General features: G+C 69.5%; 18 protein-coding genes and 5 pseudogenes. 12 read left to right on the plus strand and 11 right to left on the minus strand.

Features of this window, described 5'->3' with window-relative positions; translation table 11 throughout:
• Nucleotides 1-253: 253 nt before the first annotated feature.
• The 3 genes and pseudogenes from ACFYZB_RS20100 to ACFYZB_RS20110 all read right to left on the minus strand — a co-directional run bounded on the left by ACFYZB_RS20100 (nucleotide 254) and on the right by ACFYZB_RS20110 (nucleotide 1,812).
• The gene (locus ACFYZB_RS20100) at nucleotides 254-694 is read right to left on the minus strand and encodes a MarR family winged helix-turn-helix transcriptional regulator (protein WP_388760808.1); all 441 of its coding nucleotides are present in this window, start codon (nucleotides 692-694) and stop codon (nucleotides 254-256) included.
• Nucleotides 674-937 (minus strand): annotated as a pseudogene (locus ACFYZB_RS20105) (IS5/IS1182 family transposase); the annotation flags it as partial. The gene ACFYZB_RS20100 and the pseudogene ACFYZB_RS20105, both read right to left, overlap by 21 nt.
• Nucleotides 938-1,083: 146 nt before the next feature.
• Entirely contained in the window at nucleotides 1,084-1,812 is a 729-nt protein-coding gene (locus tag ACFYZB_RS20110; RefSeq protein WP_388760212.1) for a TetR/AcrR family transcriptional regulator, read from the minus strand.
• 89 nt (nucleotides 1,813-1,901) lie between these two features.
• Here ACFYZB_RS20110 and ACFYZB_RS20115 point away from each other — a divergent pair, with 89 nt between their 5' ends.
• Complete coding sequence (locus ACFYZB_RS20115) at nucleotides 1,902-2,762, plus strand: SDR family oxidoreductase (protein WP_388760214.1); 861 nt, start codon at nucleotides 1,902-1,904, stop codon at nucleotides 2,760-2,762.
• A gap of 216 nt (nucleotides 2,763-2,978) precedes the next feature.
• On the opposite strand, the gene ACFYZB_RS20120 is transcribed toward ACFYZB_RS20115, so the two are convergent.
• The 3 genes from ACFYZB_RS20120 to ACFYZB_RS20130 form a co-directional block, all read right to left on the minus strand.
• The gene (locus tag ACFYZB_RS20120; protein WP_388760844.1) at nucleotides 2,979-3,224 is read right to left on the minus strand and encodes a hypothetical protein; all 246 of its coding nucleotides are present in this window, start codon (nucleotides 3,222-3,224) and stop codon (nucleotides 2,979-2,981) included.
• Nucleotides 3,125-3,475, minus strand: a complete 351-nt coding sequence (locus ACFYZB_RS20125) for a Ku protein (RefSeq protein ID WP_388760811.1) — start codon at nucleotides 3,473-3,475, stop codon at nucleotides 3,125-3,127. The genes ACFYZB_RS20120 and ACFYZB_RS20125 overlap by 100 nt, the downstream gene beginning before the upstream one ends.
• Before the next feature lie 288 nt (nucleotides 3,476-3,763).
• The gene (locus ACFYZB_RS20130) at nucleotides 3,764-4,330 is read right to left on the minus strand and encodes a TetR/AcrR family transcriptional regulator (RefSeq protein ID WP_351216902.1); all 567 of its coding nucleotides are present in this window, start codon (nucleotides 4,328-4,330) and stop codon (nucleotides 3,764-3,766) included.
• 148 nt (nucleotides 4,331-4,478) lie between these two features.
• On the opposite strand from ACFYZB_RS20130, the gene ACFYZB_RS20135 reads away from it, so the two are divergent.
• The 3 genes and pseudogenes from ACFYZB_RS20135 (at nucleotide 4,479) to ACFYZB_RS20145 (ending at nucleotide 7,667) form a co-directional block, all read left to right on the plus strand.
• Entirely contained in the window at nucleotides 4,479-5,948 is a 1,470-nt protein-coding gene (locus ACFYZB_RS20135) for an MFS transporter (protein ID WP_388760217.1), read from the plus strand.
• A 158-nt stretch (nucleotides 5,949-6,106) separates the two neighbouring features.
• A pseudogene (locus ACFYZB_RS20140) lies at nucleotides 6,107-6,748 on the plus strand (CatB-related O-acetyltransferase); the annotation flags it as partial.
• Between the two features lie 10 nt (nucleotides 6,749-6,758).
• Complete coding sequence (locus ACFYZB_RS20145; RefSeq protein ID WP_388760219.1) at nucleotides 6,759-7,667, plus strand: virginiamycin B lyase; 909 nt, start codon at nucleotides 6,759-6,761, stop codon at nucleotides 7,665-7,667.
• A gap of 179 nt (nucleotides 7,668-7,846) precedes the next feature.
• Here ACFYZB_RS20145 and ACFYZB_RS20150 read toward each other — a convergent pair whose 3' ends face one another.
• Both ACFYZB_RS20150 and ACFYZB_RS20155 read right to left on the minus strand, forming a co-directional pair.
• Complete coding sequence (locus tag ACFYZB_RS20150) at nucleotides 7,847-8,062, minus strand: hypothetical protein (RefSeq protein ID WP_388760222.1); 216 nt, start codon at nucleotides 8,060-8,062, stop codon at nucleotides 7,847-7,849.
• 1,420 nt (nucleotides 8,063-9,482) lie between these two features.
• Nucleotides 9,483-12,059 carry a glycosyl hydrolase gene (locus ACFYZB_RS20155; protein WP_388760225.1) on the minus strand — a complete coding sequence of 859 codons (2,577 nt, stop codon included), beginning with the start codon at nucleotides 12,057-12,059 and terminating at the stop codon, nucleotides 9,483-9,485.
• Between the two features lie 624 nt (nucleotides 12,060-12,683).
• On the opposite strand from ACFYZB_RS20155, the gene ACFYZB_RS20160 reads away from it, so the two are divergent.
• A complete protein-coding gene (locus ACFYZB_RS20160) occupies nucleotides 12,684-14,294 on the plus strand; it encodes an alpha/beta hydrolase (protein ID WP_388760228.1) in 1,611 nt (536 codons plus the stop codon).
• A 369-nt stretch (nucleotides 14,295-14,663) separates the two neighbouring features.
• On the opposite strand, the gene ACFYZB_RS20165 is transcribed toward ACFYZB_RS20160, so the two are convergent.
• Entirely contained in the window at nucleotides 14,664-15,074 is a 411-nt protein-coding gene (locus ACFYZB_RS20165; RefSeq protein WP_388760230.1) for a hypothetical protein, read from the minus strand.
• Between the two features lie 1,373 nt (nucleotides 15,075-16,447).
• Between ACFYZB_RS20165 and ACFYZB_RS20170 the strand changes: the two genes are divergently transcribed.
• The 7 genes and pseudogenes from ACFYZB_RS20170 (at nucleotide 16,448) to ACFYZB_RS20200 (ending at nucleotide 20,959) form a co-directional block, all read left to right on the plus strand.
• On the plus strand, nucleotides 16,448-16,591 hold the full coding sequence (locus ACFYZB_RS20170; protein WP_388760233.1) for a hypothetical protein: 144 nt from the start codon (nucleotides 16,448-16,450) through the stop codon (nucleotides 16,589-16,591).
• A 536-nt stretch (nucleotides 16,592-17,127) separates the two neighbouring features.
• A complete protein-coding gene (locus tag ACFYZB_RS20175; protein ID WP_388760235.1) occupies nucleotides 17,128-17,571 on the plus strand; it encodes an HIT family protein in 444 nt (147 codons plus the stop codon).
• Nucleotides 17,572-17,745: 174 nt separating this feature from the next.
• The gene (locus ACFYZB_RS20180; RefSeq protein ID WP_388760238.1) at nucleotides 17,746-18,144 is read left to right on the plus strand and encodes a hypothetical protein; all 399 of its coding nucleotides are present in this window, start codon (nucleotides 17,746-17,748) and stop codon (nucleotides 18,142-18,144) included.
• 339 nt (nucleotides 18,145-18,483) lie between these two features.
• Nucleotides 18,484-19,662, plus strand: a pseudogene (locus tag ACFYZB_RS20185) (Cmx/CmrA family chloramphenicol efflux MFS transporter).
• Nucleotides 19,659-19,872, plus strand: a pseudogene (locus ACFYZB_RS20190) (leucine zipper domain-containing protein); the annotation flags it as partial. The pseudogenes ACFYZB_RS20185 and ACFYZB_RS20190, both read left to right, overlap by 4 nt.
• A gap of 26 nt (nucleotides 19,873-19,898) precedes the next feature.
• A pseudogene (locus tag ACFYZB_RS20195) lies at nucleotides 19,899-20,234 on the plus strand (aminoglycoside phosphotransferase); the annotation flags it as partial.
• A gap of 182 nt (nucleotides 20,235-20,416) precedes the next feature.
• Nucleotides 20,417-20,959 carry a DUF6368 family protein gene (locus tag ACFYZB_RS20200; RefSeq protein ID WP_388760241.1) on the plus strand — a complete coding sequence of 181 codons (543 nt, stop codon included), beginning with the start codon at nucleotides 20,417-20,419 and terminating at the stop codon, nucleotides 20,957-20,959.
• A gap of 20 nt (nucleotides 20,960-20,979) precedes the next feature.
• Here ACFYZB_RS20200 and ACFYZB_RS20205 read toward each other — a convergent pair whose 3' ends face one another.
• Both ACFYZB_RS20205 and ACFYZB_RS20210 read right to left on the minus strand, forming a co-directional pair.
• Nucleotides 20,980-21,114: a hypothetical protein gene (locus tag ACFYZB_RS20205; RefSeq protein WP_388760244.1), complete on the minus strand. Its 135-nt coding sequence runs from the start codon at nucleotides 21,112-21,114 to the stop codon at nucleotides 20,980-20,982.
• Nucleotides 21,111-21,494 (minus strand): hypothetical protein, encoded by a 384-nt coding sequence (locus ACFYZB_RS20210; protein ID WP_388760246.1) that lies wholly within the window; start codon nucleotides 21,492-21,494, stop codon nucleotides 21,111-21,113. Before ACFYZB_RS20210 ends, ACFYZB_RS20205 begins: the two co-directional genes overlap by 4 nt.
• Between the last annotated feature and the right edge of the window lie 330 nt (nucleotides 21,495-21,824).

Here is a 21,824-nt window from a genome sequence, read left to right on the forward strand (position 1 = left end):
CCGCGTACGACGCCTGTCGCGCGTGTGCGGTCGAGCGGTTGGCCGATGAGCGAGTCCAGCAGGGTGGCCAGGCCAGGTCTTCGGTGCGGCCCAGGACGCGTTCCGGCGCGGCGCGCACGATGGTGAGCGAGGGGTCGGTCGGCTGCGCCGGCAGGATGCTGCCGGCCTGACCACCCTGATCTCATCAGGAGCGGCCTCTCCCCCGTGACGGCAGCCGGCGCCTGTCCGCATCCGGAGATGACCGCCCCTCTGACTAGCAGGGCGGCTCGGCGTTCGAGACATCGACGTCGTCGAAGAGCGCCACCATCCGGCCCAGCACCCGGACACAGGCGGCGACGTCCGTGTCGGTGAGGTCGCCGACCGCCTGGCGCAGCAGGGCGTGCTCGTGGGCGGCTATGGCCGTGATCGCCGCGTGGCCGTCGTGGGTCAGTCGGATCAGCGAGGAACGCCGATGCGCGGGGTTCGGGATGCTCTCGACGAGCTTCCTTGCAACGGCATCATTGACCACCCGCTGCACGAACTGGCGGCTCAGCGACTGGGCTCGACCCATCTGGGGGACGGTCATCGGCCCGCGCTCGCGCAGCAGGTCCAGCACAGCGCGTACGCCGACGGAGAGACCCTGGGTGGCCTCTAGCTCGATCTTGCGCTGGACGCGGCGGTAGAGCGGTCCGACGTCCACGGCGATCTGGTCCAGGGCGAGAACGGCGATGCGGTCGTAGGCGTCCAGTGCGATCTGCTTCAGCCTGGCGAACGGACCCAGGCGTATCCACTCGTCGCGGCGGTTGCGGATCGTGGTGGCCGAGCAGACGGAGTCCGCGATCGCCTCGCAGAAGCAGCCGGACCGCAGGACCTGTAGCTGCTTGTCGAAGACGATCCGGTCACTGATCCGGCGTCGGCGGCAGCCCAACGGGTGGGTCGGATCCGACTCGGGGCGCTGTTGTGCGCCCTCCTGGCGGCGCGTTGTGAATAGGGGGATGTCAGCCGGAGCCGTGTGGTCACCCACGGCCCCATCCTGGCGGACGCCGTTTGGTGAATGATCTCTGCTCGCGACCTTCGGCCTGCACGAGGTCGGGTGCCGGAGGATCAGCCCTGCGGCATGCCACCGTCTGCCGCCAGGCGGGTGAGCCACTCGCGCAGCAGGCGCTGCTCGGCGTCGCTCAGGACGTCGGCGTCGTCGGGGAGGGCGGCGCGCAGTGCGCGGGCCGCTGGGGCGGGGCCGGACTCCGTGGCGGGGACCGTCGGTTCGTTGCGGGTGACGGCGGCGACCATGGATTCGCGAAGGACGGTCAGCAACGCCGGATTTCTGCGTTCTGCGGGGGTGGCGTGCCAGGTGGCGACCCCTCCTTGGCCGGTGGCCTGGATGATCTGGACGGCTAGTTCCTCGTCGACCCGCAGCCATCCCGCGGCCGCCAGCCGACGCACCCGGCCGCGGAGGATCTCCAGGCCCGCACGGTGCGCCGCGTCCGACGCCGAGCCGGTGGCCCTGTTCATCACGGCGAACAGTTCGGGGCGCGAGACCCCGAATTCCACCACCATGTCCCAGCCGCGGCGCAGCTCCTCCACCGGGTCCTCCGGTGCGGGGTCGAGCTGCGCGCGCTTGCTCTCCAGGAACTGCGCATAGCCGTGCTCGGCGACCGCCTCCAGCAGCCCGTCCTTGTCGCCGAAGTGGCGGTAGATGGCCGGCGGCTGCATCCCGGCCGCGGCGGCGACCGCGCGGGTGCTCACCGCGTCGGGGCCGCCGCTCTCCAGCAGCTCGATGGCCGCCTCGATGATGCGTCGGCGGGGGCTGTCGGTGGTGTCACGGATAGGCATGTATCGATGATATCGATAGTTTGCTTCCAGCGTTAGTTTCGATGTTATCGTTGAGTGGATTCCACTGGAAACAACACTGGGAGAATCCCGTGCTCATCGTGACCGGAGCCACCGGAAACCTCGGCCGCCGCATCGTCGAGCGCCTCCTGGAGCGCCTGCCCGCCGACCGCGTCGGCGTCAGCGTCCGCGACCCCCGCAAGGCCCAGGACCTGGCCGATCGCGGCGTCCGTGTCCGGCAGGGCAGCTTCGACGAACCCGCCTCGCTCGTCCACGCCTTCGAGGGCGCCGAGCAACTGCTGCTCGTCTCCCTCGACCGCACGGGCGAGGAGTGCGTCACCGGGCACCGCGCCGCGATCGACGCCGCCGTGAAGGCGGGAGTCGGCCGCATCCTGTACACCAGCCAGATGGGTGCCGCCCACGACTCCCGCTTCCAGGCATGCCGTGACCACGCCCAGACCGAGGACCTACTGCGCGCCACCGGCCTGCCCTGGACCGCGCTGCGCAACGGCTTCTACGCCGCCAGTGCCCTGCAGTTCCTGGAGTCCGCACGCCACACCGGCGACATCGCCCTCCCTGCCGACGGTCCCGTCGCCTGGACCGGCCACGACGATCTCGCCGAGGCCACCGCGGCGATCCTTACCGACGAGGGCCGCTTCGAGGGGCCCACCCCGCCGCTCACCGGTCCGGCGGCGCTCGACTTCGACGCCGTCGCCGAGACAGCGGCCCAGGCCACCGGGCGGCCCTTCACCCGTACCGCCGTCCCCGACGACGCCTTCCGCGAGCAGGCCCTGGCGCACGGCGCCCCCGCCCCGATCGCCGACCTGATGCTGAGCATCTTCGCTGCGGCACGCAATGGTGAGTTCACCGCCGTCGACCCGACCCTGGCCGAATTGATCGGTCGAGAGCCCACCACCTTCCGCACCTTGCTGGAGCACGCCTGGGCCGAATAGCCCCAGGGGGGCGCGCACCCGTCCCCCATGTGCACCATCCTCGGCCCGTGCAGCCAGCAGGCCCGCCTGCTCGACCGGGGCAGGGTCAGATCGGCGGCACCTCGCTGTGGTCCCTGAAGAAACCCGAGTCCCTCACGCCCCGGTCCTCCCCGCCGACGCGGGATGTTCCGTCCGGCGACGTCTTAAGCCTGCTGAACCAGGCGTTCAGGGCGGCCATCAGGTCGAGGCCCTGGGCCGACTGCTCCTGCTCGGGCGCCTCAGGCAGCGGCCTCTTCTCGCGCTCGGCCTCGATGATCTGCGCGATGGCCTCGGTGTAGCGGTGTAGCGGTCGGTGAACTCCTCGCCCTCCAGCGCGTCGGCCGTCATGCCGTCCACGCGGGCGAGCGCGCCATCGATCTCCTCCTCGGACACCGTGGTCGGTGACAGGAGCAGCTCGGTGAGATTGCGGAGCTCATCGGCCACAGCAGTTCCTGCAGGACCATGGCGCCGCCACGGACCCGCAGCATGCCAAGCCTCTCGCGGCCGCTCCACGCGTGCTTCGCGATGGCCACCCTGCTGGAGCGGCGCAGCGCTTCGACAAGAAGCTTGTACGGCTTCGCGGCGACCTGCCCGCCGGCGGCGAGGTAGTACCCGGCCCCCATGTGGGTGTGGGCTGTTTGAACGTACCCGTTGACCCCCTTCTGGCTCAGGCGGTCGACGTGTAGCCAGGCCATGGGCAGGGCGCGCCCGGCTCCGGCGATGCGGACCACCGACCGAGCACATCCGCCGCTTCGGCGAATGCCCCTGCCACGAGCTCGCCGACGAGCCCGGCGCCTACGACCCGCACCTGGACGTCGAGTTCACCCCGATCCGCGGCGACCGCCCGCGCACCGACAGATCCAGCCAGGCCGTGTGAGCCGGCCAAGGGTCGGATGCCGAGCGGGCCGGGCGCGTGTCGTGTCGGGAGCACCTCACGGTGCCGTAGCACTGCGTCCGGGGGCTGATCCCGGGACCGGATTGGGTCACAACAACCGGTCGACCAGATCGTCGATGTAGTCCGGGGTGAGCGGGCCGATGCCGAACAGGACGCGGATATACATCGGGGCCAGGATGTGGTCCAGCACGCCGAGCGCGTCGGGTGCGGGCTCGCCGCGTTCGCGGGCGCGATCGAGCATGGACTGCAGTTGCCGGGTGCGTTCGGCGCGGAGGTCGTCACGAGCCTGCAGTCCCCGTTGACCGCTGCTGGACAGGGCGACGGCCAGGTGCAGCAACGCCGGACCGTCGGGTCCGGTGATCTCGCGGGCCACTTGGGCCGCGTACGTGCGCAGGTCGCCGGCGAGGCTCCCGGTGTCGGGCATCGGCGACTGCGCGTTGAGGCGGGTGAGCGCCACGTCGGTGAGCAGGGTTTCCAGGTTGCCCCACCGGCGGTAGATGCTGCTGTCGGCTACGCCGGCGCGGGCTGCGACCTCGCCGACGGTGAATTTGCCGTAGCCGCGCTCGCTGATCAGGTCGGTGACGGCCTGGTGCACCTGCGCGCCGACGCGGGCGCTGCGCCCGCCGGGCCGCCGGGCTCGCTGTCGATCGTTCATGCCCCCACCTTAACGCAGTTGCGACTTGCGTTTGTGAGGCGAGCCCTCTTATAGTCGCCTAACGCAGTCGCCGACTGCTTTAGGGCGCTCGGTGCATCGCCACCTGCGTCGACCGCGGTCGGGCGTAACTAACGATTGAGGGGGACCTATGGCTGCATCGCATGCGACCGAAGGCAGTCGATCAAGCCGGACCGTGCTGCTCACGGTGACCTGCCTGGGCCAGTTCATGGTCCTGCTCGACAACACGATTGTTGGAGCGGCACTGCCCGATATGCAGCACCGGCTCCACACTGAACTGACCGGTCTGCAATGGATCGTCGACGCGTACGTACTGCTGGTCGCCATGCTGCTGCTGTCCGGCGGTGTCTTCGCCGACCGGTTCGGCCGCAAGCGGGTGTACCTGACCGGCGTGGCGCTCTTCACCGCCGCGTCGCTGCTGTGCAGCCTCGCTCCCTCGCTCGGCTGGCTGGTCGCCGGCCGGGTTCTGCAGGGCATCGGGGCCGCGGCGCTGAGCCCTGCCTCGCTCGCCCTGCTCGCCGCAGCCCATCCCGTGCCGCAAGAACGAATCAAGGCGATCGGGCTGTGGGCCGGATTCAGCGGCATCGGTCTGGCCGCAGGTCCCGTGGCCGGCGGCGTGCTGACAGAAGCCTTCGGCTGGCCCGCCATCTTCCTGGCCAATCTGCCCATCGGCGCCGTCCTGCTGCTGGTCGGCCTGCGCCACCTCGGCGAGTCCCGCAATCCGAGCGCCCCCGCGATCGACATCCCGGGCACGGTGCTGTCCGTTCTGGCGGTGGGGGCACTGACCTACGGGCTGATCGAGGGCGGCGCCCGCGGCTGGACCTCACCGGTCATCCTGGGCAGCTTCACCGCCGCGGTGATCCTCCTCGTCGCCTTCGTCGCCGTCGAAGGGCGTCGTTCCGCTCCGATGCTGCCGCTGCGGCTGTTCGGGCAGCGCCTGTTCACCGTGTCCAACACCGCCATGATCGTGGTGGGGTTCGCGCTCATGGGTTCGTCGTTCTTCTTCTCCCAGTTCTTCGTGTACGTCCAGGGCAGTTCGATCCTGCGCGCCGGCCTGCAGACCCTGCCGGTATCCCTCGCCATGGTGATCGTCAGCCCCTACGCGGGCCGGCTCGCCGCCCGGTACGGCTTCCGCATCGTGGTCACCACCGGCCTGGCCCTGGCCGGCCTGGGACTGCTGGCACTCGGCATGGTGCACGCCGACACCGGCTACGGGAACGTATGGTGGCGGCTGGGACTCGCCGGCATCGGCTTCGCCCTGGCCATGTCCCCACTGACGGGCGCCGCCATCCAAGCAGTCAGCCCGCACGAGGGCGGCCTCGCATCAGGCATCAGCAGCACCACCCGGCAGATCGGCGCGGTGCTCGGCGTGGCGGTACTCGGAGCCATCGTCCGCTCCCGGCAATCCGGCGGCGCCTCCTTCGAGACCGGCCTCAACAGCGCCTTCCTCGCCGCCGGCACCGTCACTTTGGCCACCGCCCTGTTCACCGGCCTGTGGCTGGCGAGGTCCAAGCCCGCGGAAGGCTCCGCAGCGCCGCATCGTTCCACCGATCCAGACACGGTCACCACCTCCAACGAGGCATCCGTGAACAGCCGTTGACAACAACAGCCGCCTTGTCCGGGAGGTGTCCCGCGCCTCTCCCGCCCGGCCCCGAGAACACCTGAAGCTTCACCGGGCCAGGGTGATCCGACCCTGGCCGGCCCACGCCCCGCCAAGGCCGTGTGCGACATCCCGCAACCACGCGAAGGACCCCGACCTTGTCACCTGACCCGACCACCGTGCACCCGCTGCCCGCCCACGAGCGCGTGGTGTTCCTCAACCCGCTGGTCACCTCACCGAACATCGCCGTGGGCGAGTACACGTACTACGACGATCCGGACGGCGCCACGGACTTCGAGCAGCGCAACGTCCTCTACGCCTATGGGCCGGAGCGCCTCGTCATCGGCAAGTACTGCGCGATCGCCTCGGGGACCACGTTCCTGATGGCCGGCGCCGAACACCCCACGATGGGCGTGTCGACGTACCCGTTCACCATGTTCGGCGGCCGGTGGGCCGAGCAGACGCTGGACATCGTCACCGCCATGCCCAGCCGCGGCGACACGGTCGTCGGCAACGACGTCTGGTTCGGGTACCGGGCGACGGTCATGCCCGGCGTACGGATCGGTGACGGGGCCATCATCGCGGCCGGCGCCATGGTCACCGCCGACGTCCCGCCCTACACGATCGTCGGCGGCAACCCGGCCAGACCGATCCGGCAGCGCTTCGACGACGCCGACGTCGAGCGGCTGCGGCGCGCCGCGTGGTGGGACTGGCCCGCCGACCTGGTGACCGAACACGCCCGCACCATCATGGCCGGGACACCCGCCGACATCGAACGCATCGCACCGAGCACGGACAGGGGAAGTCCCTTTGAACCACGTGACCCAGGTATCCGTCGAAGAGCACACGGTGGCCGATCACGCGGCCGGACCCTACGCCCTCACCACGGGACCGGACGGCGCCCTGTGGTTCACCCTCGTCCACAGCGGTCGGATCGGCCGCCTCGTTCCCGGCGAGAAGCCGACGAGCCACCGGCTCGACCCCGACAGCGGGCCGACCGTCATCACACCCGGACCGGACGGCGCTCTGTGGTTCACCGAGTACCGGGCGGACCGGATCGGGAGGATCACCACCGACGGCGTGATCGACGAATTCGACGTGCCCACACCAGGGTGCGGGCCGTTCGGCATCGCGGCGGGACCCGACGGTGCGCTGTGGTTCACCGGGACCGCCGCCGACCGCATCGGCCGCATCACCGTCGACGGCAGCGTCACCGAGTTCCCGCTCCCCGTCACCGGCGCGTTCCCGTCTGCGATCACCGCCGGCGGCGACGGAGGGATGTGGTTCACCCTCAACCAGGGCAACGCCGTCGGGCGGATCGACATGGACCGTGCAATCACCCTACACCCCCTGCCGACGGCAGCCGCAGGGCCTGTCGGGATCGCCGCAGGCCGTGGCGGAGCGCTGTGGTTCGTCGAGATCGCCGCCGGTCAGATCGGCCGGATCACTCCCGACGGGCGGATCACCGAGTTCCCGTTGCCCGACCGCGCCGCCCGACCGCACGCCGTCACCGTCGACGGACAGGGCACCGCGTGGTTCACCGAATGGGGAGGCAACCGCGTCGGGACGATCACCCCCGACGGCTCCCTCACCGTCCACGACCTTCCCACCCCCCGCTCCGAACCGCACGGCATCACCGTCGGTCCCGACGGCGCCCTGTGGACCGCGCTGGAGATCGGCGCACTCGCCCGCATCACCCCAGCCGACAACACCGCCTGACCAGGCCGTTGTTGAGAGCCTGCTGGGTGGGTTCGAGGGATGGAGATCTCCTCCGGTCCCCAGGACGAAAACACCTTGTCGTTTTTGCAAGTTGGCGGACTTGCACAGGGAGGGCAACCGCATCCTTCGCAGGATCTGGTCGAGGTTGTGGGGGATCGACGGGGCGATCGGGTGGGTGGTCACCGGCCGAACCCTCTCCAGGAGAGCGTGCCGGGCCGGACGGAGTGGCGTCTGCCCGCGACGACCAGGGCGCAGACGGCGGCCGCGGAGGCCAGGTGATCGAGGACGGAGGGCAGGTCGTCGTCGGCGAAGCGGCGCGCGACGGTGGCCATGCCCTGTGCCTCGTCGACCGCCTCCGCCCCGAGGGCGACGGCGAGTTCGACCGCGCGGGTCATCTTCGAGCGGATGCGGGGCACCCCGGCGGCGCCGGCCTCGACCAGTCGGCGATGGGTGCCCTCGCTCAGGACCGGGGTCGAGGCGGCCGATGTAGCGTAGCCCTCGTCGCTGGGACCGTGAGTGCCGGCCGGGATCCAGCGGATTGCCAGAGTCGCTGTGATGCCGTAGGTACACGGGTTGGCAGCTTGACCAGCGTGGCTTTGCCCGCGCCAGTCAGCCCCACCACGGCCACCGAACGGGCCGCTGGCGGGACGGCCCAGTTCAGGCCCACGAACGCCAGGGCGACGGTGCCCACCGCTGCCTGGGCGAAGGCGATCGCTGCACCGGGTGCGAGGGCGCCTCGGGAGGCGTCTTGGGCGAGTGGCCATAAGAACAAGCCGTTGGCCGCGGCAAGGACGGTGATCGTGGTCGCCAAGGAACCTCTTCTGAGTCGGCTCGCGCGCCAACGCAGGCCCACCATCCGGCGGCGGTTCTCCGCGAAGCGGTCGACGAGCCACTCGCCCCGGCCGAACAGGCGCAGCTCGCGGGCGGACGACGGCGCGACAGCCCGCCGGTAGTTGTACTCGGCGTGCCCCTGGGCTTCGAGGGCGCGCTTGTCGTCCTGGTCCCACGTTGCGCTCTTGCGCACCAGCCAGTGGGTGGAGCCCCAGGCGGCCCCTAGCAGCAGCGGCGCCCACCACCGTTACCCGAACAGCACAACGGCCTGCGCGCAGCCGGCCGACAGGTCGACCAGTCCTGTAGCGATGAGCCCCACCGAGAGGGCCGACGAATCGCGGCACGTTCCCTGGACGCCCTCCACGCCAGGTCCACGACGGGGATGAAGTCCCGTGACGGTGCAGCGTCTTGTCCGCCAGCGCCCAGGGAGGTTCCGTGCTCGGTTGTTGCCATGTCCTCGTCCTTCCTGGGCGTCCTGTCGGCCGTTGGCGAGCCGTCACCGCGGCTGGCTCTATGGGCTGAAGCACGCGGCCATGAAGTGCTCGTCGACCAGCAGGGTCAGTGCGCCACCGATGAACAGCTTGACGCGCCTGCTGACGCTCACGGTTTCCCGCACCTGGTCGTCGCCGTCGTTCCGGGCTCCCCTGTGTTGTGCTCGTGGAGACGCCGGCCCATGAGTTCTCGGAAGGACTCGACGCGGTGGCGACGCTATAGACGGCGGCCTATAGGTTCGTCTGTCGTCATCAGGCCGGCTCGGACGGCCGCGGGCAGCAGGTCACAGCCATGCTGGTTCTGGCTTGGACGTACGTCGCCCCCGACATCGCTCCCCCCAAGTGGGCGGAGCGACGGGTGACTGGTCCGGGCACGAGTTCCCGCGGTGCAGACCGGAAGTCGGCGAGTGGGATCCTCCCGGCGCGCACCACTGCCGACCACCGCTGCGGACGCGGGTGGAGACAGCTGGCGCGGCCGGCCGGCTCGGCCGGCTCACCTGCTCAGCCTCAGCCTCCACAGACCTCGGCCGTGTGTCGCGGCGACCACGGTGTCACCCGAGGGAAGGAGGGTGATGTCGGTCGTGACCGAACTGGGCAGCCCGTGGCCGAGCCGGGACCAGCGGGTCGGGTTCCTGACGTCGGCGACGTAGACGAGGTGGTCGGTGGCGACGATCAACTGTCCCTTCGCGATGACCATCGCGTCGGCCGGGACGTCGGGCAGGTTGCCGCTGATGTCCCTCCAGGTCGCCCCGCCGTCCAGTGACTCGAAGACGTGCCCGACCCCGCCACCCGGGATCCACTTGCGTGAGTACGCGCCGTAAACGGCATATACGTGCGCTGGATGGGCCGGGTCGCCGACGATCCGGGTGACGTAGCGGTTCGGCAGGTTCGGTGCGGTGACGGCGTGCCAGGTGCCCCCGTAGTTGGTGGCGATGCCGCTCTTGAATCCGCCTCCGTCCTCGTCCGAGGGCAGGCACGGACCGCACCAGCCGACGTAGTCGACGCCGTTGTCGGCTTCGACCGCGGTGGTCGAGGCGGTGTCGCCGAGGTCGTAGACGGGCTGCCAGTCGCATGTCCCGGCGGCCTTCGCACAGACAGTGTCGAAACCCTTCTGGCTCTCCCACACGTACCGGCCCGAGATCACCCAGCGGTTGCCGTTCGCCCTGTCGGCGGTGAACGGGGCGATGAACTGCATCCTCGGATCACAGCCGGCGATCGGCGCACCGATCTGACAGCTGGGGCTGATCTCCCGGAACGCCGCGGCTGTGCCGTCGGAACGACCGCCGACGGTGGTCACCGCCATGTCGCCGTAGGTGTATTCGACGGCCGCGCGGTCGGCGTTGTCCGGGTCCACGATGACATCGCCGCCGTCACCGGCGAACGGCTGGATCACGTCGTGGGAGTCGCCGCGCACCAGGGTTGCGCCGTTGTCCTGCAGACCTCCCCACAGTGCCGTTCCGCCCTGGGGGTCGTGACCTGCGCCGACGTAGAAGTACTGGAGTGCGTGCAGGCCGGCGTTGAGGTCGTGCCAGCCTGCCGTGGTGTGGTCGCTCGTCAGCCGCGTCCACACGCCGCCGTCGCTGCCCACATACAGTCGGCCCTCGTCGTCGATCGCGATGGCATGCTGGTCGGTGTGGACGGTGGGCGGGCAGCCCGTGGCGGTGCCGTGGCAGGGCAGTGTGTAGTTCCAGAAGGGCGCGATCGTCGTCCAGCTCGCGCCGCCGTCGCGGGTTTCGTAGATCTCCTCCAGGCCGACGTAGACGTGTTGCGGGTCGCGCGGGTCGACCTTGACGTACTGGTTGTACCAGGAGCCCACCCCGGGTTCGTACGTGGACGGGAATGACTGGGCGGATCCGGATCTGCCCAGCGTCCCCGCGTCCGCGACGAGCGTCCACGGCCCGTTCGGATCGCCGTTCGCCGACTTGTACACGCCCTTGAGCGAGGTCGACTGCATCGGCGAGGGGCGCTTGCCGGCGGTGTAGGCGGGTGACTGGATCACTGCGTACAGGGCGCTGCCGTCGGGGGCGTAGGCGAGGCTGGTGCGGCCGATGTCGGAGTCGTCGAGCCCGGCCGGCCGCATCCGCTGGAAGGTGCCCGGTGCGCCGCCCTTCGTGGACAGGTAGAGCCCGTCGTAGGGCGTGCCGTTACGGAAGCCCAGTGCCGCCAGCACGGTGGCGCCGTGAGTGCCCGGCCGGACGGTGACGCTGGAGATGATCGAGGTCCGCGTGGGGTCCTTGTCCGGGTTGGGGTCGGGGCTGAGCACGCGTTGCCACGGCTTGTCCGGCCCACCGGAGAGCGGGCGCCGCCACAGGCCGTGGCTCGTCGCCGCGAACAGGTCCGGGCCGTTCGACGCCAACGTGCCGACCTGGGCGTTGAGGAACTCGGAGCCGCCGACCCGCTGGAAGGTCCGGCCGTGGTCGGCGGAGCGGTAGACGCCCTGACCGGTGTAGTTGTCGGCACTGGTGTTGGCCTCACCGGTGCCGACCCACAGGGAGTGGTCGGCGGGATTCACCCACAGGGAGCCGATCGACTCGGTGGACGCGTGCTGGAACCCGGGGGTCCATGTCTTGCCCGCGTCCTTGGACCGCCAGACGCCCCCGTCGGCGAACCCGGCGTAGACCCACTTGCCGTCCGTGGCGAGCGCGGACGCCCTGCCGGTCACCAGGCCCCAGCCGGAGCCGTAGTCGGAGTAGGACGGGTCGGCATAACCGGGGGTCTCGCTGTCGGCCGACCCGCTGGTCGCCTCGGACCAGGTGCCGCCGCGCACCGGAAGCCGGTCGCCGGCGGCCGCTCCCGCGGCGAGGGCGGCGCCGGAAACCGTGGCGGACGGGGCCGTACGTGCCGCGGCGAACTGCAGGGTTCCGGCGACCGGGTCGTCAGGGTCGCCACCGTCGTCGTCGGCCGGTCTCATGCCGCCGGTGTTGCTCAGGTGCACCTGCCTGGCGAGCGCGGCGAACTGACGGTCGGCGGAGGGATGGTGGGTTCGGGGGACGGCAACTCCGGGTGTGCCGCCGGTGAGAACCGCCGTGGCCACCATGGCGGCCACGAGCAGGCTGGGGCGAGGGAGCATCACATGCCTCCTGGGCATCAGAGCGCGTGTTGTGTCGCGCGGTGCTCCCGCCACCACAGGACGCGGGTGAGCGTAAAGGATCAGTCCACGGCTCGCATAGCCTCAATTCGGTTTCCCGCGGTCGGGGTTGGCGCGGCGCAGGCGTCACCCACTGGACTGAGCCCGGGATGGTGCCCACCACCCGCCCGGTCCCGGTCGCCCCAGGAAGAAGGTCCGGGATCCGCGCTTTCGATGAGCGCATACCGGGGATGACGTGCCCGGACACGGCTTACCGTGTGGCTGCGCGGGAACCGTCGAAGGTGCCGGGAGGAGCAGTCACCCATCGTTGGCGGCAGTGCGCCGGAATTCTCGACGCACCATCCATAACGCCGAGTTATGGATTTCTGACGTCTCCCCGGCGGCACACAAGCGGCCGAATACTTCTCCTCAGGCAGACCGCCTGTCGGAAGTGCGCTGCCTACCAGGCCAGGGTTCCCGTCCGGACGACCAGCTCCCGCCATGCCGTCCGGACGGGAACCACGGCCGCCGTCCGGAGCGGCCTGCTGCACGCGCCTGGCGAGTCACAGTTGAGTAACGCACGCCGGAGGGTGGTATGTGACATTGCATAGACGGCATGATGCTTCCATGACAAAAGCTAGAGTCCTGTTATCGGTCGTCGCCGTCCTCGGCGGAGTCTGCACGGGCATCGCCCCGGCTTCCGCTTCCACGGCCGCTCCAGGGGACACCGGCCAGGGCAAGCTCGCCTGGAGCCCCTGCCACGACGCGACCACTCCCGCGCTGCAGTGCGCCATGCTCGAAGTGCCGCTGGACTACACGCAGCCGAACGGCACCAAGATCAAGATCAAGGTGAACCGGCTCCCGGCCACCGCGCCCAAGAACAAGCGGCAGGGGCCCATCCTGCTGAACCCCGGCGGTCCCGGCGACTCCGGTCTATGGATGCCCGCCTACGTCTCCGGAAAGATCCCCCAGGACGTCGCCTCGACCTACGACTGGATCGGCTTCGACCCACGGGGCACCAACGCCAGCGAACCCCACGTCACGTGCGACGCACACTACTTCGACGCCGAGCGGCCGGACTACCAGGTCAGCCAGGGCACGTCGCAGGCATGGCTGGAGAAGTCGGCCACGTACGCCGCCGACTGCGCCGCCAACTGGAGCTGGTTCCTGCCCCACATGACCACCGTCGACAATGCGCGCGACATGGACAGCATCCGGCGGGCGCTCGGCGTCCAGAAGATCAACTTCTACGGTGGCTCGTGGGGCACCTCGCTGGGCTCGACCTACGGCCAGCTTTTCCCTTCGCACGTGCGCCGGATGGTGCTGGACAGCATCGTCGGCCCGACCATCAGCTGGTACGACCACAACATCCTGCAGGACAAGGAGCACCAGCGCCGATTCGACGCCTTCGCGGCATGGACCGCCAAGGCCGACTCGGTCTACCACCTGGGCATTGACGCCGCCGGTGTGGAGCAGAAGTACTACCAGGTCGAGGCCGCGTTGCGGACCAACCCCGTGGCTGCCACCCCGGCCCCCGGCAAGATCGGCCCCGCAGAGTTCGAGGACACCTTCTACGGTGGCGGCTACAACTTCCTGCGCTGGCCGCAGATGGCAACCGTGCTGTCGGCCTACCTCACCAAGAACGACACCCGCCCGCTGCAGACCGCCTACAACCGCTATGCGGCCCCGGGTGCCGACGACGGCACGTTCCCGGCGTACAACGCGGTCCAGTGCACCGAGAACAACTGGCCCCGCGACTGGGAGTTCTGGAAGAAGGACCAGGCCGAGGTCAACGCCGTCGCGCCCTTCTACACCTACAACAACATGTGGTACAACGCTGCCTGCATGTTCTGGCCCTACCAGGGCAACCGGGCCGGCCGACTGAAGATCACCGGCAAGGGTCTACCACCCGTCCTGCTCTTCCAGGCCACCGAGGACGCCGCCACCCCCTACCCGGGCGCCATCGCCATGCACAAGGCACTGCCCGGATCCACACTCGTCGTCCAGAACGGCGGCAGTTTCCACGAGATCCTCTTCCACGGCGACGCCTGCCTGGACGACACCTTCACCGACTACCTGCGAGACGGTCGGCTCCCCACCGGCAAAGGCCTCATCGCCAAGACCTGCGCACCCGAACCGGACCCCACCCCGGTCTACGTGACGCCGCCCCCCGCCGGCATGAAAACCGAGCCCGCCCTCCCGGCCGCAGACCCCCAAGCCGTCCACGGCATCAGGTGACGCAACGCAAAGCTCCCGTTCGGTAGGAGGGTCGGGCAGCCCGGGGCAACCGCTCCCCCCTGGGCTGCCCGGCCACATCGTGCAACTGCAGGGGCACACTGTCTCGTGCGTCAGCGTGATGCCCTCCTCCGAATGGGAGATGCCATCGACGCCCCGTTGTCCTCGGAGCACGGTCGAGGCAAAGACGCAGGATGCCGAGCCTGAACCCGGGCGGCCGCGCCAGGAGCGGGTCACGGACGACACCCTCGAGGTGGTGATCGACCTGGTGACCGAGCAGGGCCTGTTCGAGCCGAGCCCAATTCGCATTTCAGGGGCTGGTACTCCCGTAGCAGCCTCGGGAGTACCAGCACCCCGGACGCTCCGTCAGGCTCAGCGCACGTCGATGGTGGAGGTACGGGACACCTGGTACACCTTGGGGTGCTTGTCCTGTGGGGACGAGCCCTCGGTCAGCACGCCGCGGAAGTGCACGGCGCCCCTGTGCTGGGCCCGTGTCGACATGTTGAGGCTGCCCCCGCCGTTGTAGTCGCCGTGCGAGCACTTCAGCGTGCGCCAGCCCCCGTGGCCGGAGCGCTCCTGTATGCAGAACCTGTTGTAGGTGGAGTTGTCGTCGTCACCATGACCGGTGAGGTGGATCAGCTTGCCTACGTGTACGGCGTTCGGGCTCGCTGTGAAGTAGATGTCGGCCTTCGCCCAGGCCGAGGTGCCTGCCAGGCCGATCGCGGAGATGCCGACGGAGACGATGACAGCGGCACGCAGCGAGTGGCGATGAGGGTTGAACATCAGCTTCCCTTCGCTGAAAGAGCTGGTCAGACGGACTGGGCGCCGACACGGGCAGTCTTCCCCGTTGGCCAGGGCCCGTACTGCGCGTGTGCGTAGTCCGTGTAGCTATACAGAGGGGCGGAACCACCGGCTCCGTCGCGCTCGCTACCGCACGGCTCGCCGTCGGCCTTGTCACCGTCGTGTAACAGGCCCCGTCAGTCCTTGTAGTTCGCTGCACGCACATGCGTCTCTGCCGACTCTGAACCTGTCGCTCGAAGAGATCGAAGCCGCTCGCACGCCCATCGGCGGCTGGAAACGTGCCAACTCGCCGCCCGACCACCCCCTGACGTCCCCGCCGAGGCTGGATGGACGAGCAGACCGAGCGCTGAGCCTGAGATCTAACTCGTAGGAGCCTTCGGTCTTGGTTCGCATACTGGTTCGACAAGTCCGTTTTCCTCGCATCATCGGTTCCGGAACCCGCGGCGCACGAAGTACGACTTCCTTACGTCAGTCCTTGCGTCCTGCCCCGGATGCGAGAAGGTCGCACATGTCGGGACAGCACCAGACCCGACCGGAGGGCATGGCCGAGGCCTCTTCGCACCAAGGCGTCTCGCCTGCCGGAACTGCGGTACGGCGAAGGAAGCCGTCCCGGCGCCTTGTCTCTGGCTCACGCCCCGTCTCCTCGCCTGCCGGGCCGTGGAGTCGACCGACCACCGGCTGCGTACGGCGATCCTCGACTGACCGCGCACTTTCCGCACCTGGACCGGCCCGGCGCCGCCGAACCATGAGGCGACGCGGACTCGGTCACGGGACCGGGCCATCCGACCATCGCCCGGACGTGGGCCACGTGGCGGACGGTGAAGACCATCGGGACGACGAAGCCGGCGATCTGGACGCGTGTCGCCGTGCTGGAGTGGGCCTCTCCCCCGTGTGGCACCTGGGCGAGGACGAAGGCGGTGGTAGGGGACGAAGGCCGCGGCCCATTATGGCGTGACGACGTGACGGAGTGAGCGACGAAGCCGTCGCCAAGCAGGCCCGCAAGGTCATCGCGGGCCGCCGCCGACCGTGGACCCGCTCGTGTCGGGCGTGAGGACGGCCCCGGCGGCGATGGTGGCGGCTGTCCTCAGCGTGGGCACGGTCGCCCTGGCGGTGCGCTGCACGGCGGGGGCGTGGTGGTCTTCGCCGTGCCGGCGGGGGCCGTGCACCGTGCACGAAGCCCCCTCAGTGCGTCCGAATGCCTGTGGGCGAGGGTGGCCATCCCTTGAACGAGTGACGTGAAGCGTGCTTGGGCCCGGCGGGTGGGAAGTCTCTTGCCCGTCCACACGTCAAGCGTCTCTCCCCATCGAGGAGGAAACACCGTGCTGTCTGTCCGCCGCATCGTGACCGTTGCGGCAGTGAGCGCACTGCTTTGCTTCGGAGCGATCGTCCCCGCCATGGCCGCTCAGGCACCGGGCCCCGACGACATCACCGACGGTCTTCTCGAACAACCCGTCAGCACTGTTGTGGGCTCCCCCCTCGGCCTCCCCCTCCGCATCTGAAACCGCCGGTTGGGCATGAGCCCGCAGCACCGGCCGGCTTCCCCCGTGGCCTGCTCGTCAGCCCCGTCACCAACTCTGACGGGGCTATTGCGCGTGCGGTCGGAGGACACGTCAGGGAATTGCGGCCTCGATCCGGGCGAGGCGGACCGCCCCGGCCGATGAGGGAGCACCGCAGGCCTGGCAGACGCGGACCGGCGTCCTGCCGTGCCCGCTCTGGCTGCCGCGGTGGTGGTCATGCGGGCTGCGAGGCAGGTGCTCCAGTCGTCCTCGGCACCACCGTCACCGACATCGCCAAGGCCGCCATCGACCACATGGTCCCCCTCGCCGCGAAGCCTGGCGCTCCGACGCCGACACCCGGACCGCGGACCAACGCAAGACCTTCGGCAACGACCTGAAAGACCCCCAGCTGCTCATTGCCTCGGAGTCCGTGTTTCTGTTCACGAGTTTCGGCTCTGGCTCAACTTCTGTGACGTTGGGGTTGTTTGCAAGGTCCGAGGTGGCTTGGGAGGAGGGCACTGGGGAATGCCCTCACGTCTGTGGCAAGCTCGCGCCACGTGGATTGCACTTTCTGCCGACTCATCGAAGAAGGCGCTGCGCGCTGGGTGGCGTATGAAACCGGGGCCTGCGCGTTCCTGCCGCTGGACCCGTTGGCGCCCGGCCACACTCTGGTCGTTCCCACACAGCACCACGCGGATGTCTTCGACACCCCACGCGACGTCCTGGCCGCGACGATTACGCTGGTCCAGCGTGTGTCCGGCGCCATGAGGGCTGCCCTGGACGCCTCAGGCGTGAACATCCTGAGCGCCAACGGACCGGCATCCGAACAGTCGGTGCCGCACCTTCACTTCCATGTCGTTCCGCGGTGGGCGGACGACGGGATCTCGACATGGCCGGCAGGGCGGTCCGAGCATCAACTGGCCGGCGACCCCCGCACGAGGCTTGCCGAGTACCTCGCTGGAGAGCAACACCACAGAAGCTGAGCCAGAACCCGAGTTTCGACGGCGGACGTGCACGACTTCGGCAGGCGCCGCCGCCCGGGCCGTGGGCGATCTCCACGAGAGCGGGAGGCTCCCTCGTCGTCGCTCCCCCGGCCGGGTAGAGGTAGGTGTCGGCCGCGCCACGCTCGACGTCGGCGCACCCCATAGGGTGGTCCGATGTTCGATCGTTTGGAGATCCGGGTGTTGCCGCCGGGGCCCCGGTTCGCTGCCCAGTTGCGGTTCTGGGTCAACGGCGAGGATGTGATCGAAGGGGCGGTCAACGAGGGCGGGCGTGGGCCGTTCGCGGCTGATGTGCTACCTGCCGGCCGGCCCAGCCTCCTGTGGGCGACCGGCGAGGCACGCCGTCTGGAGCTGGGAGAACCGGAGTGCAACGGCGGTTGCTGCGGTTTCCTGTCCGTCGTCGTGCAACGGTTCGGGGACATCGTGCAGTGGTCGGGCTGGGAGGTCCCGCACGCCCTCGCCTCGCCGCCGCCGGAGTTCCACTTTGACGCCAGCCGGTACGACGCCGAAGTGGCTCGCGTTGAGGCGGACCGGCGGTGGCAGGTCCACACGTAGTCCAGAACGGCGCGTCCTTGCCTGGCTGCGGGCTCTTGCCTTCGCCGAGTCCTTGGTCGAGGGGAACGCCCCTAGCTGTTCCGGGACATGGCGTTGCTGTCACAGGCCACGCCCGTGAAACCGAGGTGCCTCGGCCGGCGTAGGTCGGGTAGCGTGCGGGCCATGTCGAGTCCTGAGTCAGACAGGGTGGGGGCTTTCGGTCACGCCGTCAGCCCCCTGAACCACTGAGCTCGTAGCCCTGCCGTCGCGCCGCATTCTGCGTCGGATGAACGTGTCCACGGGGCTGGCCGCGGTGACGAGATGACCTTCTCGTGCTTCTCCTCACCCCGGAGCCACTCGATGCCTTTCCCGCTGTATCTGCTTGCCATGGCGGTTTTCGCCATGGGCACCTCGGAGTTCATGCTGGCCGGCCTCCTGCCGGACATCGCCTCAGACCTCGACATCACCCTCGGGACAGCCGGCACACTCACGTCGGCCTTCGCGATCGGCATGACCGTCGGTGCCCCGCTCATGGCAGTACTCGCCCGTAACTGGCCTGGACGGTCGAGCCTGCTTGGGTTCGTCCTCGTGTTCCTGACAGCCCACGGCGTGGGCGCTGCCACTTCGAGCTTCCCGGTCCTGTTCGCGACGCGGGTGGTCGCGGCACTCGCGAACGCCGGATTCCTCGCCGTAGCCTTGACGACCGCCGCCGCGCTGGTCTTGCCCGACAAGAAGGGACGCGCGCTGGCCGTGCTGCTGTGAGGCACCACGGTGGCCACGATCGCCGGAGTCCCAGCGGGTGCAGTACTCGGCACACTCCTCGGCTGGCGGGCCACGTTCTGGGCTGTCGCCGCTCTCTGCCTGCCCGCGGCCATCGGCATCCTCACAGGCATCCCAGCGCGTCGGATGGAGGCAGACGAGAACGACTTGCCGACCTTGCGAGCGGAGCTCGCACAGCTCAAGAGCCCGCGACTGCTCCTGGTCATGCTGCTCGGGGCGCTGGTGAACGCGGCAACCTTTGCAAGGTTCACCTTCCTCGCCCCCGTCGTAACCGGCGCCGCCGGGCTGGACGAGCTGTGGATCTCTGTTGCTCTGGTGCTCTTCGGTGTCGGTTCCTCGGTCGGCGTCACCGTCGCCGGGCGGCTGTCCGACCAGCGCCCCGGCCTGGTCCTCGCAGTCGGCGGTCCGCTGCTGCTCATCGGCTGGCCGGCCCTGGCGGTGCTGGCCGACCAGCCGGTTGCTCTGCTCGCCCTCGTGTTCGTGCAAGGCGCCCTGTCGTTTGCGCTGGGCAGCCCGCTGATCACGTGGGTGCTCTATGAGGCGGCAGGGGCCCCCACCATGGCCGGCTCCTACGCGACCGCCGCACTCAACGTCGGCGCCGCCGTTGGACCACTCGTCGCCGCGACCACCCTCGGCACCTCGGTCGGGGACCTCGGGCCGCTGTGGGCAAGCGGGCTCCTGGTCGCGGTCGCGCTGCTCATCGCGTTCCCCCTCCGCACTGTGGTCGCGGCCGGCCGGGGCACCGAGGTGCTCCAGTGACGGATCCGGACGCCCCCTTGACCATCGAGGGACGCCGAAGGCTCGTGGAACGCCGCCGCAGCCGCCCGACCACGCACGTCGCCGCCGAGGCCGGTGTCTCCCGCGCTTGCCTGTCCAAGGGGTAGAACCGGGTACGACACGCACGGCAAGGCCGGGCTGCGGGACCGCTCCAGCGTCCCGCACTCCTCCCCGGCCCAGACGCCACCCGAGGTGTTCGACGTGCCGCCCCAAGGCTGGCAGGTGCCCGGATTACCGGCGTCGTCGACTGGGCAGCGACCTCCTGGAGCCCGGCGGATCTCGATCTGGCGCACTGCTCGACCAATCTCGCGCTGCTGCACGGCCCCGCGTGGGGCCTGCGGTTCCCCGAGACATATGAGCAGGCCGGCGGGGTGCTGGCCGCAGCCGCGAACGAGCGGTTGTACCGGCAGGTGCGGGACGCGCTGGCGTGCTCAGAAGAAGTGAAGCAGGTAGCACAGCCATGGCGTGAGGCAGGAAGGCCAGAACTGACGACGCGAGCCGTGGAGAAGCGGCTGAATGCCCAAGTCACCGCCCTGATGGACGCGCTGGGCTGAGCCAAAGCAGCCCGGGACGCGGGCGCGGCGGCGAGCGCCGGGCCAGGCTGCCACGTCACTCGTCGTAACAGCTCCCCAAGATCTGTGCCAGAGCCCGCAACGGGTCTGGCACAAGTTCCGTGGAGCGTGCACGGCGAGTAATCGGTTGGGGTGTCAGTCCCGACTCGCTAGGCTCCGGCGCCATGAGCGGACCGGTATTGGCGATCGAGCTGGCGGAGGCGGTCCCCCACTCGGCGATCCAGCGACTTCGCGAATTTCTGGTTCGCTCATCGGCGCGTTTTGAGGAGGATCGAGTCGGCGAGTACGACCTGCACATTCGTGCGGAGAGTCTCGGCATCACGGATACCGCGGGTGTCGACGGGCGTCGGCCCATCCTGGTCTCTCTCATGGGGCCCGGTATCGGTGACGAGGTCATCTTCGAGGCCGAGCACGCCGACGAAGCCGACCAGGAACCTCTCACTCGCTTCACTCCGACCTACGCGGTCGACGTCATCGCGTTCTGCAACAGTCCGGTCGACCACGCCGTCACAGCCCTGTTGACCGCCGCCATCATGGACGTGATCGGCGGCGTCGCCCATGCCGAACTACAAGAAGACCAGGTGCCGATCGTCGTCGGCCTTCCGGGCATCGTCGCAACGACGACTGATCCGTCGCCCGCAGTGTACGGCTCAGCGGAGTTCCTCAGAGCGTGGAGCGCACAGCCCGGTTTCCGGCTTCTGAAGTAGCGGGAACTCATCCAGTCGGCTCACGCGAGCAGTACCCGTTTGCGCAACAACGCGAAGCCGGCGCGGCCGAACACCTGCCGCTTGAGCATCTTGGTCCGGTTGACTGCCCGTTCGACCGGGCCTGAGTTCCAGTCGGTGGTCAGCCCGGCGGTCACGGCGTCGAAGTCGCTGTGCAGGCCGACGGCAAAGCTGCTGATGCCCGGGAGGTCGGCCTCCGCGGCCTCGGTGATCCACTCGGCAGGCGGGTACCGCTGAGGGTGATGAGCATCTCCGCGAACGAGCTGGTCAGCTCGGCTGCGGATGTCAGCTCGGGGCAGCGGTCGAGCACGGCATTGAGGTGCAGTTTCTCCTCCACGGTGAGCGTGGCCGGGTGCCGGGTGAGCCAGCCGGTCACCTGCCGCACCGACGGTGGTGGCAGGGCGCGCGTGAAGCCTTCTGGCCGGGGCAGGTCGCGCCGGACCCAGTCGCGGACGGTGGAGTAGTGGCCGCGGAATCCGCGGGCCGTGATGTCGCGGTGGAGGCCGAGGACGGTCACCTTCCCGTCCCGGTCTCGACCCAGCGTCGAAACCACCCGGCCCGGCGGGGTCCGGCAACCTACTCCGCGGTTCGCCCGCTCCTCGGGCACGACAACGCGGACGTATGCGGCGCGGCCCTCGTCGCCGCCCTCCCCCTGACAGAGCACACCCAGTCCTCGCTCCCCACCGAGGCGAACTGGCCGACCACGCCCGACTTCTGCTGACCACCAGTACCGACCGCTGCCAACGCGACCGTGTCCTGGAAGCGCTGACGGCGTGGGGCCACGACATCAGCGGCCTGCAAAACGCGGACGATGTGGCAGCCCCCGAACTCCATGACCGGCGGATCG

It is taken from the genome of Streptomyces sp. NPDC001852, from assembly GCF_042891825.1.
In the GTDB taxonomy this organism is placed as follows: Bacteria; Actinomycetota; Actinomycetes; order Streptomycetales; family Streptomycetaceae; genus Streptomyces.